Source organism: Bacillus sp. FH, assembly GCF_052216825.1.
Classification (GTDB): Bacteria; Bacillota; Bacilli; order Bacillales; family Bacillaceae_G; genus Bacillus_A; species Bacillus_A paranthracis.
Map to the genome: position 1 here is coordinate 160,112 of NZ_JBQOUU010000005.1, position 17,146 is coordinate 177,257.

General features: G+C 34.6%; 14 protein-coding genes and 1 pseudogene. 2 read left to right on the forward strand and 13 right to left on the reverse strand.

Features of this window, described 5'->3' with window-relative positions; translation table 11 throughout:
• Window position 1 precedes the first annotated feature (1 nt).
• A complete protein-coding gene (pdxR, locus tag ACTT1L_RS14875) occupies window positions 2-1,402 on the reverse strand; it encodes a MocR-like pyridoxine biosynthesis transcription factor PdxR (protein ID WP_240814446.1) in 1,401 nt (466 codons plus the stop codon).
• A gap of 120 nt (window positions 1,403-1,522) precedes the next feature.
• Here pdxR and ACTT1L_RS14880 point away from each other — a divergent pair, with 120 nt between their 5' ends.
• Window positions 1,523-2,449, forward strand: coding sequence for a DMT family transporter (locus ACTT1L_RS14880; RefSeq protein WP_001066056.1), 927 nt, complete (start codon window positions 1,523-1,525; stop codon window positions 2,447-2,449).
• Between the two features lie 115 nt (window positions 2,450-2,564).
• Window positions 2,565-3,089 carry a DUF4871 domain-containing protein gene (locus ACTT1L_RS14885; protein WP_250670153.1) on the forward strand — a complete coding sequence of 175 codons (525 nt, stop codon included), beginning with the start codon at window positions 2,565-2,567 and terminating at the stop codon, window positions 3,087-3,089.
• A gap of 297 nt (window positions 3,090-3,386) precedes the next feature.
• On the opposite strand, the gene ACTT1L_RS14890 is transcribed toward ACTT1L_RS14885, so the two are convergent.
• From ACTT1L_RS14890 to ACTT1L_RS14945, 12 genes and pseudogenes are all read right to left on the reverse strand, one after another.
• Window positions 3,387-4,586, reverse strand: a complete 1,200-nt coding sequence (locus ACTT1L_RS14890) for an NAD(P)-dependent malic enzyme (RefSeq protein ID WP_000892425.1) — start codon at window positions 4,584-4,586, stop codon at window positions 3,387-3,389.
• 59 nt (window positions 4,587-4,645) lie between these two features.
• Complete coding sequence (locus ACTT1L_RS14895) at window positions 4,646-5,992, reverse strand: 2-hydroxycarboxylate transporter family protein (protein WP_000512726.1); 1,347 nt, start codon at window positions 5,990-5,992, stop codon at window positions 4,646-4,648.
• A 122-nt stretch (window positions 5,993-6,114) separates the two neighbouring features.
• Window positions 6,115-6,822, reverse strand: a complete 708-nt coding sequence (locus ACTT1L_RS14900) for a response regulator (RefSeq protein WP_000598675.1) — start codon at window positions 6,820-6,822, stop codon at window positions 6,115-6,117.
• Window positions 6,819-8,423, reverse strand: a complete 1,605-nt coding sequence (locus ACTT1L_RS14905; RefSeq protein ID WP_061131291.1) for a sensor histidine kinase — start codon at window positions 8,421-8,423, stop codon at window positions 6,819-6,821. The genes ACTT1L_RS14900 and ACTT1L_RS14905 overlap by 4 nt, the downstream gene beginning before the upstream one ends.
• Before the next feature lie 78 nt (window positions 8,424-8,501).
• Entirely contained in the window at window positions 8,502-9,449 is a 948-nt protein-coding gene (locus tag ACTT1L_RS14910) for a methyl-accepting chemotaxis protein (protein ID WP_442821986.1), read from the reverse strand.
• Window positions 9,441-10,484 (reverse strand): annotated as a pseudogene (locus ACTT1L_RS14915) (HAMP domain-containing protein); the annotation flags it as partial. The gene ACTT1L_RS14910 and the pseudogene ACTT1L_RS14915, both read right to left, overlap by 9 nt.
• 247 nt (window positions 10,485-10,731) lie before the next feature.
• A complete protein-coding gene (locus tag ACTT1L_RS14920) occupies window positions 10,732-11,478 on the reverse strand; it encodes a C39 family peptidase (protein ID WP_061131289.1) in 747 nt (248 codons plus the stop codon).
• A 13-nt stretch (window positions 11,479-11,491) separates the two neighbouring features.
• The gene (locus tag ACTT1L_RS14925; protein WP_071742062.1) at window positions 11,492-12,313 is read right to left on the reverse strand and encodes a transporter; all 822 of its coding nucleotides are present in this window, start codon (window positions 12,311-12,313) and stop codon (window positions 11,492-11,494) included.
• Window positions 12,314-12,520: 207 nt separating this feature from the next.
• Window positions 12,521-13,756 carry a sensor histidine kinase gene (locus ACTT1L_RS14930; protein WP_282957204.1) on the reverse strand — a complete coding sequence of 412 codons (1,236 nt, stop codon included), beginning with the start codon at window positions 13,754-13,756 and terminating at the stop codon, window positions 12,521-12,523.
• Window positions 13,757-13,767: 11 nt separating this feature from the next.
• Entirely contained in the window at window positions 13,768-14,439 is a 672-nt protein-coding gene (locus ACTT1L_RS14935; RefSeq protein WP_001238633.1) for a response regulator transcription factor, read from the reverse strand.
• A 212-nt stretch (window positions 14,440-14,651) separates the two neighbouring features.
• A complete protein-coding gene (locus ACTT1L_RS14940; RefSeq protein ID WP_000821992.1) occupies window positions 14,652-15,356 on the reverse strand; it encodes a metallophosphoesterase family protein in 705 nt (234 codons plus the stop codon).
• Between the two features lie 400 nt (window positions 15,357-15,756).
• Entirely contained in the window at window positions 15,757-17,133 is a 1,377-nt protein-coding gene (locus tag ACTT1L_RS14945) for an ABC transporter substrate-binding protein (protein WP_071742064.1), read from the reverse strand.
• Window positions 17,134-17,146: the final 13 nt, after the last annotated feature.

A 17,146-nucleotide genomic window follows, 5' to 3' on the forward strand; every position in this document is an offset into this window, starting at 1 on the left:
TTTATTTTTTTCGAAACCACGCTGTATTTAATAGTTGAATCGCTTGCGCAATTTCTTCTTCTGATAAAATCGCAAAACCAAGTAAAACTACATTTTCAGGTGCAGTATCGTCTTTGTAGTACGTAGAAACAGGATATATTTTAATACTATATTTTGCAGCTTCTTTAATTAGTTCTTCTTCTCGCATTCCATTATGCACTTTTAATAAAATGTGTAATCCCGAATCTTCCCCTATTACCTCAACACGATTAGAGAAATACTTTCCTATTTCAAAAACGAGTCGATCCCTCTTTTTCCGATAGACGACACGCATTTTATGAATATGTTTTTCCCAATAACCTTCATTTAAAAACTTTCTAATCACTTCTTGGTCCATTCTTGAAACACTTTGTGTATAAAACAAATATTCCTTTTGATACTTTTTAATTAAATTCTTCGGTAATACTATATAGCTCATCCGTAGTGAGGGCAACAAAGCTTTTGATAACGTCCCCATATAAATAACTTTCCCATCTGTATCTAACCCTTGTAGTGCCGGAATTGGCTTTCCTGAATAACGAAATTCACTATCGTAATCATCTTCAATAATATACCTATCTTCTTCTTTCTTTGCCCATTGTAAAAGCTGCGTCCTTCTTGTAATAGGCATAATCATTCCATATGGAAACTGATGAGAAGGAGTTACAAATACAACATTTGCAGTGCTATTTTCTAAATCTGCCATACAAATTCCGTCCCTATCTAAAGACAACATTTGAACCTTCTTTTCTCCCTGTTCAAAAACGACCATTTTCCTATGGTACCCTGGATTTTCAACAGCGTAATTACTTCCCTTCAACAATTGAAAAAGTAACTTCACTAATATTTGTGTTCCCGCACCTAATACAATTTGACTAGCTGAACAACGTACACCTCTAGATTCATACAAATAGTTCGCAATTTCCTCTCGTAAGCTTAATTCTCCTTGAGGGTGTCCAAGAAAAAGTAAATCATTATTACGCGGCTGCCATACATCATTTATAAGCTTGCGGTACATAGTGAATGGAAAAGTTTTTGTATCAACCCCTGTTTGTGTGAAATCAAATGTATAGTTCTCCTCCCGAAACGATACTTCTTCTACTTTCGCTTCGCTTCCTTCTACATCCATCATTTGTTCAAATTTACATACAAAATAACCTTTTCTTGATATCGACTCAATGTAACCTTCTGCAAGTAATTGCTCGTAAGCCGCTTCTATTGTATTCTTACTCACTTGTAAATAGCTCGCCAGCTTTCTCTTTGCGGGTAATTTTGTAAAAGCGGAAATCGTTCCATCCTTAATCTCTTTTTTTATATACTCATACAATTGCACGTACAATGCCTTTTTACTATTCATATTTAAATTAGGCGTTAATTCTAACATAATATCTGACCCCTTAATAAAACTAAAATCTGATACTTTTTACAGTACCAGAAGTTATATATAATTCCTTTTATCATGTCACACATAAAAAATCAAATACTCGAGAGGAGATGCATGATTATGAACAATAGTAGACGGATTGGACTCATTATGATTATTACAGGAGCTACCTTATGGGGATTATCTGGCCCGATGATTCAGTGGCTATTTCAACATACTAACGTATCATCAATTGATTTTTTAACAATTCGCTTGTTGCTTGCGGGATTATTTATTTTATCTTTTTTACTTATAAAGAAACAAAACATATTTCAAATTTGGAAACACTCTAGACATTCTATACAACTTATTATTTTCTCTATTCTCGGCATGCTCGGTGCGCAATATGCCTTTATCGAAACAGTTCATATTAGTAATGCGGTCACAGCGACATTATTTCAATTTCTAGGTCCTGTTTTTATTACCATTTATGTCGCATTTGGACAAAGAAAATTCCCTGCTTCTATGCAACTACTCGCAATTATTACTGCACTAACGGGAACGTACTTTATTATTACAAACGGTTCAATTGAAAATATTGTTTTATCGAAAGAAGCCATTATTTTTGGCCTATTAACAGCAATTGGATTTGCATTTTATACCCTCCATCCAGCTTCTCTTATTAAAGAATGCGGAACAACCATAGTAATTGGCTGGGGGATGCTAATCGGCGGCATCGCTCTGCTTATTTTTAATCGCTCGTTTGGATGGAGTCAACTTTCACAAACCTTTACACCAAAAACTTTTTCTATGCTTATCCTTATCATTATAAGTGGCACTCTTTCTTTCCTTCTTTATATCGGTAGTCTGAAATATTTAGCAGCAACAGAAACGAGCATTTTATCTAGCATTGAACCACTTGTAGCAGCTATCGTTTCAATCGCTTGGCTAAATGAATCATTTGGAGCGTATCAATTACTAGGCGGCGTATGTATCGTTCTTTCTGTTATTTTCTTAACGATGCCTCAAAAAGAACGAGAACCAACCTTTTCAACTGAACAAATATAAAAAATGTCAAAAGAGGTCGTACAAAACTTACGACCTCTTTTTATACTTTAAAGGAATTGTCCCTCTTTCTGGCAAATACAATTACACTAACAGTAAAAATTAGGAGTGTGACACCATGAAAAAAATTGGAACTATGCTACTTTTCTCCTTTCTCATCGCTGGATGCTCGCAAGCTCAACCCGATTCCGAAGTACCTAAAAAAGAAGCTGTCACAACATCATCCAATCAAGTTAATGCACCTTCCTTCTTTCATCTTAGTGTTTTAAAAGATGTGAATTGGGAAGAAGCTCCATCCTTCGTAGATGGAAAAATACCTTTAAAAGGCATCGAAGGAAAAATCGCAATGGCTGATACCTCTATTATCTCAAATGAACAAAATGAAATAATGTGGTACTTTTTAGATTCTGAAAGGCCAACTGGAAAACTATCTATTATTGCACTAAAACAAGGATCAGTAACCCCAACACCCGTACTCTTTCAACAAGAAACTTCTAAACCAACTTGGACTACTTCAAATACAATTGATTCTACTACAACCGAACTCCCACTCACTATGTCACTACCTTCATCTGGATTATGGGTATTAAATATATACGTGAATGAAAAATATTATGATCAATTTGTAATTACTACTGAGTAAAGTGACAGAACTAAAATAGTTTCTTACAACAATGTAATTTCCACGTCATATACTTCGATAGTTGAAGTCTCTCTCTTCTCTTATACTTAAAGTAAGAAATAAAACGAGGAGAGATGAGAGATGAAAAAAATGATAGAAGTGATCGTAGCAGTAACTGAGGTTTTAGTAAATGGTAAACAAGTTGCAATGGAATTAAATAAATAGTGAAGAAACATAAATAAATAATTTTACACTTCTTCATTATTTTGATTTCTTATCTCAAAAAAAGCAGTGCCTTTTAGGCACTGCTTTTAGCTATTAATAACTTGGTATTTTCGTAATTTGCGCCACGCCTGAATCAATAGCTGCCTTCGCCACAGCTTCAGCAACACTTGGAACAACTCTTTTATCTAATGGATTCGGGATTACATAATTCGCATTACGTTCTTCGTCCGTAATGATGTTAGCGATCCCATACGCTGCCGCTAATTTCATTTCTTCTGTAATATCAGTCGCGCGCACATCTAACGCACCGCGGAATATTCCTGGGAACGCCAATACATTATTTACTTGATTCGCATAATCTGAGCGCCCGGTTCCTACTACAGCTGCCCCAGCCTTTAATGCATCCTCTGGGAAGATTTCTGGAATTGGATTCGCCATAGCGAACACAATTGCTTTCTCATTCATCGTCTTTACAAGCTCTTTCGTTAGTACATTAGGAGCAGATACACCGATAAAAATATCAGCTTGATAAATCGCTTCTTTTAACGTTCCACGTACATGTTCTCGATTTGTCTTTTTTGAAACCTCAATTTGCGCTTCGTTCATCCATGCTTCACCTTCACAAACAATACCTTCTAAGCTAACTAACGTAATGTGCTTTGCACCAGCCTTTAATAATAATTTTCCAATTGCAATTCCTGCCGAACCAGCACCGTTAATAACAATTTTCACATGATCCATTTGTTTGCTAACAACTTTTAATGCATTAATAACAGCTGCTAAAACGACAATAGCCGTTCCATGTTGATCATCATGGAATACAGGAATACTTGTTTCTTCTTTTAATCGTTTTTCAATTTCAAAACAACGTGGTGCCGCAATGTCTTCTAAGTTAATTCCTGCAAACGTAGGCTCTAAATTTTTCACAAGGGTAACGATTTCATCCACATCAGTCGTACCTAAACATAATGGGAAAGCATCTACATTCGCAAATTTCTTAAATAAAATACTCTTCCCTTCCATAACAGGCATAGCTGCTTTCGGTCCAATGTTCCCTAAACCGAGTACCGCTGTTCCATCTGAGACAACTGCTACCATATTACCGCGTGCTGTATAGTCATACACTGTTTCTTCATCTGCTGCAATTGCTTTGCAAGACTCCGCTACACCTGGTGTATATGTCAGACTTAGATCATCCGCTGAATTTACTTCTACTTTACTTGTAATTTCAATTTTTCCTACTAATTCTTTATGCAATAACAATGATCTTTCATTAATTTGATTTTCTAACATACTTATAATCTCTCCTTAATTTGACAAGCTAGCTATATGAATATAGCTAGCTTGTTTGATCATGAAAACATTTTTAATAAAATTGTCGCTGTTACAACCATTGCTGCCCCGCCTAAACGAGTCGAAATTTGCGCAAACGGCATTAATTCCATTCGATTTGAAGCTGATAAAATAGCAACATCTCCAGTTCCACCTAAACCACTATGACATCCAGTTACAATTGCTGATTCAACCGGATACATTTTCATCACTTTCCCTACAAGGAAACCTGATGCTACCATTGTAAGAACAACTGATGCGCACACGACAACATATCCTACTGAAAGAACTGCTGCTACGTCTTTTAGCGGAATATATAGTAATCCTAGTCCAACCATTAAAGGCCAAGTTAAATTCTTCGAAATGAATTTATATAGATGGAATGCTCCTTGCTCCATCTTTGCTGGCATTAATTTAAAGTATTTCACAAGTGCTGCTGAGAAGATCATAATGATTGCCCCAGGAATACCGATGAACTTAGAAGCAAATCCTCCGAAGATGAAGAATGTACACGCAATTAATAAACCTGCTCCCATTAATGAGAAGTCAATTGGCTTCTCTGTATTTTGTTCTTTTAATAACTCGGCTTGATTATCTGTTTTTACTAATACACCGTTACCACTAAGCTCCGGTTTCTTCTCACCTAAACGCTTCATATACCCTGCACTCACAATAGCGAACATATTTCCAATAATAGCCGCTGGAATAAGCTGTGATACAAATGTTGCTGATGATTCATTTAAAATATCACTATAAGCTAGCGACAATGGTAAAATCCCTTCCCCGATACCACCACTCACAATTGGTACGATGATAAAGAAGAATGTTTGCTTCATTTCAAATCCAAATAGTGAACCAACCAATAATCCTACTACTACAGAAGCTAACGTCCCTACCACTAAAGGTATAAACATACGAACGAAACCTTGCACTAATACTTTACGATTCATTCCTAAAATACTTCCGACTACTAAACAAGAAATATATAAATATAAAAAGTTCGATTTTTTCATTAACATAGTCGCAGCTTCCATTGAAGCTGGATTCATCCAGTTAAAAAATACAAGTAATGATGGAATAAACAACGAAAGTATTGCTGGACCACCGATATTTTTTAAAATTGGAATTCTCATCCCAATGTCTCCTAAGAAAATACCCATGATCATAATAACTGCAAATCCACCAATCATATCTGCTGGCAATTTATTATATACAGATGCCCCATAAATAATAGCAGCCAATACTACATATAACGGTAAAGGTATAACACCGATTTTCACATTCATAATTTTAGAAGCGAAAGATTCTCTTTGTACTTCATTTCCTTCAGAAAATGATACCGCTTCCACATTCTTTTGAATTCCCATATGGCACCCCCTTGTTTTCTTAATAACAATATTAAAACGCTTTCAATAGTAAAAATAGTTTTTGTAAGTTTTGTAATTGATTTTGTAATTAAAAAAAGTATAAGCGACTTATAATAAGTCGCTTATACGTAAAACTCTATTTTATTTTGGTCAATACATCTTAATTTACTCACTGGTCTCCCTACATGTTGATACACCATTTCGTTTTCTAACACTCCAATTTCAGTCAAAAACATTACATACTTTCGAATAGAAACCCTTGAAACACCAACTAATTGCGCCATTTCCTCTGTTGTAAATGCTTGTCCATTTAGCGACTCGATCTTCCGCCAAATTAATTGCATCGTTTGCTTCGTTAATCCTTTCGGAAGCTCTTTCGTGACAGTAGGTTCTCTTTTTTCTTTTTGCAAAATTAACGAATCTAATTCCGATTGACTAATTTTTTGTTGTTCTTTCATGAAAGTAAGTTTTTCTCGATATATAGTTAACGCCTCTTTAAATCGTTCAAATGTAAATGGCTTAATTAAATAATCTACTACGCCATATTGTAATGCTTTTTTAATACTCCCCATATCATGTACAGCTGAAATCATCATAATATCGATTTCTTTTTCTTGGTTCCGAATATGCATTAAAAGCTCAAATCCAGTCTCTTCAGGCATAAAAATATCAAGTAATACTAAATCTACTCTTGATTCCTCTAATACTTCTATCGCCGATTTTACCGAATTAACTGCTTGAACAAGTTCAAACCCTCCTACTTGCTCTAAATAATGCGTATTTAACATTGCTACCATCGGGTCATCTTCTACAATTAAAACTTTAATCATATTTGCCTCTCATCCCTACCTTTAGGTATTTCAATTGTTATCGTTGTTCCCTTTCCTACTAATGAATACACATGAATTTCCCCATTTATTCGCTGTATACTTTCTGTTACAAGATACAAACCATAACCACGGTTATCTCCCTTTGTGGAATAACCTTTCGTAAATAATGCCCCTATTTCTTCTTCTTGTATACCTTTTCCCGTATCTTGTACTGTAATAATTAGTGTATCCCCATATTGTATCTTAACTTCAACTTGCTTCTTTTCACAATTTGCCACTGCCTCTAATGCATTATCAATTAAATTTCCTACAATCGTAATCAGTTCATGAGTAATACTTTCATCCTCTATTTCCGGCATGTAAGAATCTTCACTTATAATTAATTTTATATTCTTCTCTCTAGCATAGCTAAGTTTCCCGAGTAAAAAACCAGCAAATACTGGACTTTTTATTCTTTTCATAATCCCACCAATTTCATATTGATGCTCTGATACCATACCGCTTATATATTTCTGTAACTCTTCATACTGCTTCATGTGTGTAAGCCCTAATACGACATGCATTTTATTCATAAATTCATGCGATTGTGCCCGTAATGCTTCCGCATATAACCTAATACCAGTTAATTCTTCTGCTAATTTTCTAATCTCTGTTTTATCACGAAATGTTGCAATCGCACCAACTATTTCTCCTTTTACATATAAAGGAACACGATTCGTCACAATCGTAATTCCATAAATATTTTGTTCTTCGTTTAATTGTACTTCTCCCGTTTGTAATACTTCTTTTATACGTGAATTAGGCATATACAACTCAACATCTTTACCAATAAAATCTTCTTCAAGACCACTTTTCTTAAACAATCGTTTTGCCTCATTATTTATTAAAGTTACATTGGCCTCTTTATCTACAGCAATAATACCTTCCTTTACAGATTGTAACATCGTATTTCTTTCTTCGAGAATTTTCGCTATTCTGTGAGGTTCAAGACCGAATAAACTTTTCTTTATATGTCTAGCTAGCAATATTGCTCCTATAATTCCGACTAGTACTCCAACTCCGACACCAATATAAATGATATGTCTACTTTCCTTAACTCTCTCTTTTACATTATCTGCTGAAATACCAACGGCCACCGCTCCAAGCTGTTCACCTGTTTCAGAAAATACAGGTACAAACACTCGCATTGAAATACCTAAAGTTCCTTCTGCCAGCGATACATGTTCCTTTCCTTTCAATGCAGGCCCTTCATCTCCCCCAATAAAATGATGACCTATTTTTTGAGGATTTGGATGTGATTTTCTTATTCCATTCATGTCCATAACTACAATAAATTGAACACCTGTGTTTTTTAATATTCTATTTGTATACGTTTGGATTGCAGCAGTATCCGCTTTCCCAATTAAACCATCGATTACAATCGAATCATTCGCCACAATGTGTGCAATTGTTTTTGCTTTCTCTGCTTGGCTATCCTCCGTTGTCCGTTCTACATTATGACTAATTAATATATCTGTCATAAGTAAAGAAAAAATTACAACTGTACAAACTAACAATGTAATCGTTTTCCATAAATTCCATAGTCTTTTTCTTTTTTTCATCCCATTAATGACTCCCCTAATTGCTGAATAGAAAAATAAGTAAGGTGATATTATTTTCACCTTACTTATCTGCTGTTATTATACTTTAAATTTACTAGTCATCGCTTGTAGTTCTTCGGCCATCTCAGCTAAATTTTGTGAAGCTGAACTAATTTCTTCCATTGAATTCATTTGTTCTTCTGTCGAAGCAGCAACACTTTGTATACTAGCTGTATTTTCTTCTGCAGCCGCTGCAATTTCATCAATAGCATTTGTCACTTCATTTGCATCTCCAGCAATTCTCTTCGTTGTTTCTACCATTTGATTCACTTGAGAAACAATATGTGTAGTAGAACTTAAAATTTCCGTAAAACTTACTTTCGTTTTTGTTACAACATCAAGGCCTTGTTGGACTTCCCCATTCACATTATCCATCGCCTTAACAGTCTGTTCAATATCAGCCTTAATTTCTGCAATTAAATTCGCAATCTCTCCAGATGATTCTCCTGATTGCTCCGCTAATTTTCTAACCTCATCTGCTACAATAGCAAACCCTCGGCCCTGTTCACCTGCTCTTGCTGCTTCAATAGCCGCATTTAAAGCTAAAAGGTTCGTTTGAGTAGCGATATTTTGAATTGCTTCAGAAATAGCTCCTACCTGCTTTGATTTCTCATCAAGAAGTTTAATAATGGCATCTGACTCGGATACCGACCTAGAAATAGACTGCATTTGTTTTGCTGTTTGTTCAACCAATTCCTCCCCTTCTTCAGCTCTTTCTCTCGCATGCAATGAGGAGATAGAAATTGATTCTGCACTTCCAGTTACATCTTGAATTGCTGTATTTACTTGTTGTAATGTAGCCGCACCTTCTTCAACACCTTGACTTTGTGATTCAGCCCCACCTGATACTTGTTCCATTGCAATTGTAATTTGATCTGTCGCATCATTTGCTTGCTGTACGCTCGCTGTTAACTCTTCAGCCGATGCCGCCACATGTTCTGCTGAAAAACTAATTTGAGTAACCACATCTTGTAAAGAGGCAGACATTTCATTAAAGGAATTCCCTAATTTCCCTATGTCATCCTTGGAATAGATTGTAATTTTCTCTGTTAAATCTCCCTTACTAATTTTATGTGCCGAGTCAGCTATTTTTCTTAATGGTCTTGTAATAGACTTTGTAATGAAATAAATTAATACACTACCAAATACAATAGCGATAGCAATAACAATAAAAGTCTTATAAAATACTGGATTCGCAGCTTGGGTAATTTCTTCATCAAACATAACTCCAACTACTTTCCAGCCCGTTTTCTCATTTGTTGCAAAGATTAAATTCTTTTTATCATCTTGTTCTGTATAAGAGACATTTCCTTGTTTTTCTTCATAAATCGGTTTAATCCAAGGGTCAGTAACTTTTGCACCTGGTTTTCTAGATGGATGACTAACAATTTGCTTATTTTGATCTAAAATAACTGCATAACCTTTTTCACCAATGTTAATCATTTTGGAAATTTTCAAGATGTTATCTAAATTTAAGTTAATTCCTATAACACCTTTACCATCTTTTACTTCTTTTGCAATTGTCACTACCATATTTTTTGTAGATGCTGATTGATATGGTGCAGTAACAATTACTTTCCCTTTATTTTCATGTGCTTCTTTATACCAAGATCTATCTGTTGGATTATACCCATCATCCATTTTGATAAATGGTTCTCTTATAAACTTTCCTGTCTGCGTTCCAATATAAATACCTTCTACTTCTGGATGAAGTTTTATATATTGCGCTAATTTCGTTCTTACTATTTCTTCTTGTCCGTTTGGATATGTATCCTCTGTTAAGATGTCCGCAAAGTATGCTGCATCAACAAATTTCTCTTCTATATTTTGAGAAATAACAGTATTTAAAATCGAAATATTTTCCTTTGCTTTACCTGTGATTTGTTGTTCAAAATTTGTTTTGGCAGTTTGATATGAAACACCACCGATAATAAGTCCTGGTATAGTTAAAATAAGAAAAAATGAAATGATTAATTTTTTCTTGATACTCATACATTTAACCCAGTTAAATATTTTTTGCATAATAAGCCTCCTTTATGGAATGTGAATACTTGTGTAATTTTATACAAACGACATATATAAAACAATATATAATGATAACATGTAATATTTTTGTCAATTATGCATTTTTACATATTCACTCCTTCTAAAGATTTAATCATAAAAAATAAGAGAACTTCAGCTTATTATATATGCTGAAGTTCTCTTATTTCGTAACAAAAAGCCCCCACAAAAACTCCTCTTACAATTCCTTACATCCCTTTCCTTACTAATTGCTTTTCACATAACTAATCGCCTGACTCCCCATTTGCACCCATGCCTGTTCAAAGTTTTCTCTCGGTACTTTTACATCTAAACTATCACTTAGAGGATCTCGAATGTATACAAATTCCTTATCATATCCAATAAGTACTACACAATGTTCATTATACGTAATAGAAACATCTCCACTATTTGTTTCCCATGTAGTAAATTCATCTTCATCTAATGGCGCAAATGTTGCATTTGTAATCATAACTACCGGTTGTCCTGATTTTACACTCTTATAAAGTTCTCCTATACTCTTCCCTGTTAAGTCCACAGCTTTGTTAGGTAAATACTTTTTCGCTAATTGAAAAAGTGGTCCATGATATACACCATATCCTGATTCAGAAAAGGTATAAATATTTCCTACGAATCCTTCATTCGGATTCCCACGTACACCATCGTTCATAAAATCAACTTTCTTTATTTCGTTTGCTAATTTCATCTTATCCACTGTAATACCTGCGTATTGTAACATCATCGCTAAGCTCGTCACTTCACAGCCTCTATCTAACTCTGGTAACTGCTGAATGAAAGGTACATTTGATAAGATGACCTTTTCACCATTATTACTAAACTCCGCTTCTTTTTCACTTTGTATATTGAAGAATGTTAACTTTTCCATATACTTTGTAATTCCATTTGTATATACATTCCATACCGCTATAGCTAGTAATGCTATACATATATACCACTTAAACCTTCGTATCACTCTCACGCCTTTCTTAGTTCGTTAAATAAGAATAAAACGCGTCAGCATCCGTGCGAATCACCGGTACAAAATTTAGTTCTTTTCCTTTTTCAGGCTGATCTTTTTTTATTTTTTCTGCTAGTTCTTGAGCATTCATATTCGTTTTATCGATATTAAGCTCATCTGCCATTTGTAACACCTTTTGTTCATTAATTTCACTTAATACTTGATATATATCTTTCCCATACAAATCAATATGATATTTTTTTGCCTCTTCTTGCACTTTTTGTTCGTATACTTCTTGTGCTAACTCTTCTATCTCTTTTCCTTTTTGTGAAATACCTAACTTCCCTGCTTCCTCTCTTACTTTCGTTCCATAGATTTCTTCCGCAATGTCCTCTATTTCTTTTCCATTTGTTGAAATACCTAATTTATCCGCTTCATCGCTAATTTTAATCGTATTAATTTGAGTAATCAAATTTACAATTGATGTGTTTTCTATTGATAGGCCTAGCTTTAACGCTTCTTGCTTCACTTTTGTTTCATAGATTTCTTCTGAAAGAGTTCCAACATCTTTTCCTTCAATCGAAATTCCTAGCTGCTTCGCTTCTCTTCCTACTTCCGTCTCATGGATTTCTTTTTCTAACGTAATTTGTTCTTTCCCTGCCGTTTCAATCCCTAAATTCTCCGCCTTTTCTTCTGTATGCACAGCATGTATCTTTCCGTTGTTTAATTGTTCTTTGCTGCGCTGTGTGTAATCTGTCTTTCCTTTTGATGTTTCAGAAGGAGAGGCACCCCCTAATATACTTAAACTCATTACTCCAATAGTGAATACCGTCATCATTTTCTTTTTCAAAATTAATTCCTCCCTCTTACACTTTCTTTTCCATCATTCCCTATTCATAATCGAAATAACATTATGATCGATGTAATCTACTCAAATACCTTTTTATAATCGCTTCTTTATAGGGCGAACTTTTCTGTATATAATACATGTTAAAAATAGTTTCTTAACTTTCCCTTAAAAAAAGACGACCTTGTAAAAACAAGATCGTCTTCTCACTTATATTCTTTGGTGTTTAGGGAAAATCACTTCAAAACAAGTGCCCTCTTCCCATTTGCTCTCTACTGATATTTTTCCGTAATGTTTTTCTACAATCCAATTTGCGATTGAAAGACCTAATCCAGCTCCTTCTGACGTACTTCTTGCTTTATCCCCTTGATAAAAACGATTGAATAATTTCGGAATATCTTCTTCTTTCACTCCTATCCCGTCATCTTTCACCTGTATACGAATTGAACTACTCGTTTGCGTGCAATTGATTTGAATATGACCGCCTTCGTTCGTATACTTCATCGCATTATCTAACAGTATGACCATCATTTGATGAATCCGCTCTCTATCACCCATAAAAGATACGCCACGTTCTACTTTTAATATCATTTCTTTTTCTTGATAAGAAGCAATCTCCTTATATGGAGCTACTATTTCTTCTAACAATTTATCGAGTTCAAACGTTTTCTTATCCATCTCAATTTGATTAGAATCAGAGCGTGCTAGCAATAATAAATTACTAACGAGTTTTGATAACCGCCTACATTCTTTTGAAATTGTAGAAATATCCATCGCTTTTTCTTCTATCGTAGCGGATGGTGACTGGAATAAAACATCTGTTTTTGATTGAATAACTGCAAGCGGTGTCCTTAGTTCATGTGACGCATCAGAAACGAATTGCTGCTGTTTTTCCCATGAATTTTGAATAGGTACGAGTGCCCTGCCAGCTAAGAAAAAGCCGATTCCTATTGCACATAAACTTCCTACGCTACAACCTATCACAAGAATTAAAAATAAAGTATGTAACATTTCTTTTTCAGCTGTTATATCCCTTGCAATTTGAACTATTTTTGCATCTTTTTGAAATGAAAATATTCTAAAATATTGTCCTTGTACTTCTATATCTTGCAAAGTTCCTAATTTCTTTGGAGAGAACTTCTCCAAATTGTCTTCAAAAATAAAACGACGTTTGCCGTTTTCAATATCTATCTCCACCGTGTTTCCAAGCCAAGTTAACTCCATTATCCTTGGATCCCCAATTGGAGGATATCCTCTAATTTTTTTAGGTAGTTTTTTATCATCTGCATTCTTTCTATGTTGAACGGCTTTTTCTATCGATTCATTTACTCCACTATAAATACGCTTATATGTGTAAGAATAAATGATACTACCTAATACGCCTATCAAAATGATAAATACTAATGAATTCAATATAGTCAATCGAATACGCGTCTTCTGAAACATACTTCCCTTTTTCATTGTTCTTTTAATATATATCCAATACCTCGAACGGTTTGAATATCTTTCTGATAACCGAATGGCTCTAATTTTTTACGTAAATGATGTACATACACTTCTACAATTGCCACTGTCGTATCTGAATCAAATCCCCAAACACGATCAAAAATTTGTTCCCTCATTAAAATCTTTCCGCTATTTTGAACAAGGTACTCTAGAAGCTCATATTGTTTTAATGTTAGCTTCATACTTTGTCCATCTACTTGAACATCTTTATCTTTTCCGAACAGTTCAATTCCTTTATATCGAATAGTCTGCTTTGTTGTTAAACTACCACTTCTGCGTAGTAAAGCACGAATTCTCGCTTTTAATTCAGGGGCCTGAAATGGCTTAACGATATAGTCATCTCCACCAAAGTCCAATCCCTTCACCCGATCTTCTAAAGAATCTCTCGCTGTTAAAAACAGGACTGGTGTTTCAATCTTTTCATCACGTATTCTTTGAATTACTTCAAAACCATCCATCTCTGGCATCATCACATCAAGCAAAATTGCATCATATATATTTTGTAACGCTAGAAATAACCCCTCTTCTCCATTCAATGCTGTATCTACTTCAAATTCATCACGCAAAATTTGTACGATAGACTCTAATAACGAAGCATTATCTTCTACTACGAGTAAGCGCATATTCTCACCTTCCACCATATCGTTCGATTCTATTTATAATCACATTCCTGCTTTTCCTAACAAAAGAATATCATTATATTTTGTAACTTCATTTTTAATTCGTTCTTTCTACACTTTTTCTTGATACAGAATTTTAAAGATTAATTATAAAGACTCTTTCTTAAATTTAGCTTAATAAAAAATTGAAAGAAATAAGATTTCCCTTATCTCTTTCAATTTTTTACTACATATACCTTTTTACTTGGCAATTCCAAACAATTTAGCTGACCACCATACACAGCCCCGCCATCAATTCCAATAATTCGATTACTACCAAAATACACGCCACAATTCTCACTACCGTGAAGCGTTTTTGTTTCCGTATGGCCAAATACAACAACCTTTTCGCCACTATATCCATTATGAAACTCATTACGGATCCACATTAACGTATATGGTTCACATTCAGAAACTCGTTTCATAGGCTCAACACCAGCATGTACAAATATGTACTCTTCTGTTTCAATGTAATGATCTAATTCTTGAATAAACTTTACATGATCTTCTAAAACATGCGATTGTAAAATTGGTTTTTGGAAGTCTTCCTCATTAACTACAATATCTTCTTCTACAAATCCATAGCTATATAATGTCTTATCTCCACCATTCCTTTTTACCCAATGGTTCCATGAACGTTCCTCATCAGTCGTTAACGCCTTAATCATCATATCTTCATGATTTCCCTTTAGAACGAGGGCTCCATCTTCTTTTAACTCTTTTACCCTTTCAATTACTGCACGTGCATTTGGACCACGATCTACATAATCCCCTAATAAAATTAGTTGATCCTTTTTTGCATCGTATTGAGCTTCTTCTAATAACTGTTCGAACTTTTTTATTTCTCCATGAATATCACTAATAACAAGAATTCTTTTCATATTATCACCCCTTTTTCTAATTATAGTTCAAAACAACAGAAACTTCAGAATTGCAATTTAAAACCGTATTTATTACAGATACAACGATTATCCTTACAACAATGTAAGTCTCTTGTCATCCAATTCGATAGTTGCGATTGCTATATTTCCTTATACTAAAAGTAAGAAATGGAACAAAAAACAAGGAGAGATGAGAAATGAAAAAAGTGATGGAAGTTTTAGTAGCAGTGGCAGAGGTTTTCGTAAATGGTAAACAAGTTGCAATGGAGTTAAACAAATAATGAAAAGGACAAGATTCATTCTAGACCCTTTACTCATATAAAAGAGATAAGACTTCTTCATTTTTTTGATCCCTTATCTCCTAAAGAAAGCCGTATCCTTTTTCGGATACGGCTTTCTCTTATTTTTGACTCGTACGAGCTGAAATGCTAATTGCTCTATCTGTCGCTTTGGCAGCTTCATCTAACGCTTCTTTACTATTCTTTCCGTCATACATTGCTTCTAATGCTTTTACAACTGCATCTCGTGATTCTGGGAATACACTAATTAAAGCACCTTGTGTTGCTGGAGATTGTTTCGTCGCTTGCAATTGATCTACTGTTACTTTTAACTGTGGATATTTTTCATATTGCTCTTTTACTAATGGTTCATTATATGCATCTGGATTAATAGAGAAATAACCTGTTGCAGTATGCCATTTTGCTTGTACGTCTGACTTCGTTAAATATTTCATAAAGTCCCAAGCACCTTGTTGTGTTTCTTCTGAAACCATATTCGTCATCCATAATGATGCTCCTCCAATAACAACACCATTTTGTTTCGAATCCTCTGGATATGGAATATATGACACGCCTACATTAAACTTAGATGCATCAATTAAGTCGCGAACACCAGCTGAAGAATCTAAATACATAGCAACTTGTCCAGACTGGAACGCGGCACGAATATCATCCCAACTTGCTCCATACTTTCCTAGTGCACCAGCTTTATTTAACTCATCTAGCATCCCAAATACTTTCTGTCCTTCTTTACCGTTAAATACAGCTTTCTTTGCAGCATCTTTACGACCATTTTCATTATCTACATATAAAGCGCCTTGTGTCGCTAACAATTCTTCAAAGAACCAACCATAATTCAGCATTGAAAATCCATATTGTTTTACATTTCCGCCTTCTTTAATCGTTAACTTTTTCGCTGCTTCTTGCAATTCCGCATATGTTTTTGGAGCTTTCTCTGGATCTAAGCCCGCCTTTGCGAAAGCATCTTTATTATAAATTAATACTGGTGTAGATGAATTAAATGGCATAGAATACATTTTTCCATCAACTGAATAATAATTTGTAATTGCTTTTTCCAACTTTGAAGTATCATACTTATCTTTTTTTATCCAACTATCAATTGGCGTAATCTTTTTACTATCAATCATATATTTTGTTGTAATTTCACTCGACTGAACAAGAGCTGGCGCTTCTTTCGTAGCAGACATCGTTTTAAATTTCGTTAAAGACTCTTCATATGTCCCTTGGAACTCTGGCTTTATCTCGTATTTATTTTGTGACTTATTATAGTCCGCAACAAGTCCCTCTAATACCCCTTGTGTTTTTCCACCCATCGCGTGCCAAAAACGAATTACAGTTTTATCACCATTTTTTTCAACTGGTGCTACTTTCGCCTGTGCTTCAGGTTTTCCTTCTGTTTTACTATTTGAACAAGCAGCACTAGATAATGCCATTGTTGCTACCATTAATAGAGCAGCACCTTTTTTAACTAGACTCATTTTAATCTCACCT

Coding starts and splice junctions, on each gene's coding strand:
- pdxR (WP_240814446.1), bottom strand. CDS start 1,402: ATGTTAGAATTAACGCCTAATTTAAATATGAATAGTAAAAAGGCATTG.
- ACTT1L_RS14880 (WP_001066056.1), top strand. CDS start 1,523: ATGAACAATAGTAGACGGATTGGACTCATTATGATTATTACAGGAGCT.
- ACTT1L_RS14885 (WP_250670153.1), top strand. CDS start 2,565: ATGAAAAAAATTGGAACTATGCTACTTTTCTCCTTTCTCATCGCTGGA.
- ACTT1L_RS14890 (WP_000892425.1), bottom strand. CDS start 4,586: ATGTTAGAAAATCAAATTAATGAAAGATCATTGTTATTGCATAAAGAA.
- ACTT1L_RS14895 (WP_000512726.1), bottom strand. CDS start 5,992: ATGGGAATTCAAAAGAATGTGGAAGCGGTATCATTTTCTGAAGGAAAT.
- ACTT1L_RS14900 (WP_000598675.1), bottom strand. CDS start 6,822: ATGATTAAAGTTTTAATTGTAGAAGATGACCCGATGGTAGCAATGTTA.
- ACTT1L_RS14905 (WP_061131291.1), bottom strand. CDS start 8,423: ATGAAAAAAAGAAAAAGACTATGGAATTTATGGAAAACGATTACATTG.
- ACTT1L_RS14910 (WP_442821986.1), bottom strand. CDS start 9,449: ATGTCTGCCTCTTTACAAGATGTGGTTACTCAAATTAGTTTTTCAGCA.
- ACTT1L_RS14930 (WP_282957204.1), bottom strand. CDS start 13,756: ATGTTTCAGAAGACGCGTATTCGATTGACTATATTGAATTCATTAGTA.
- ACTT1L_RS14935 (WP_001238633.1), bottom strand. CDS start 14,439: ATGCGCTTACTCGTAGTAGAAGATAATGCTTCGTTATTAGAGTCTATC.
- ACTT1L_RS14940 (WP_000821992.1), bottom strand. CDS start 15,356: ATGAAAAGAATTCTTGTTATTAGTGATATTCATGGAGAAATAAAAAAG.
- ACTT1L_RS14945 (WP_071742064.1), bottom strand. CDS start 17,133: ATGAGTCTAGTTAAAAAAGGTGCTGCTCTATTAATGGTAGCAACAATG.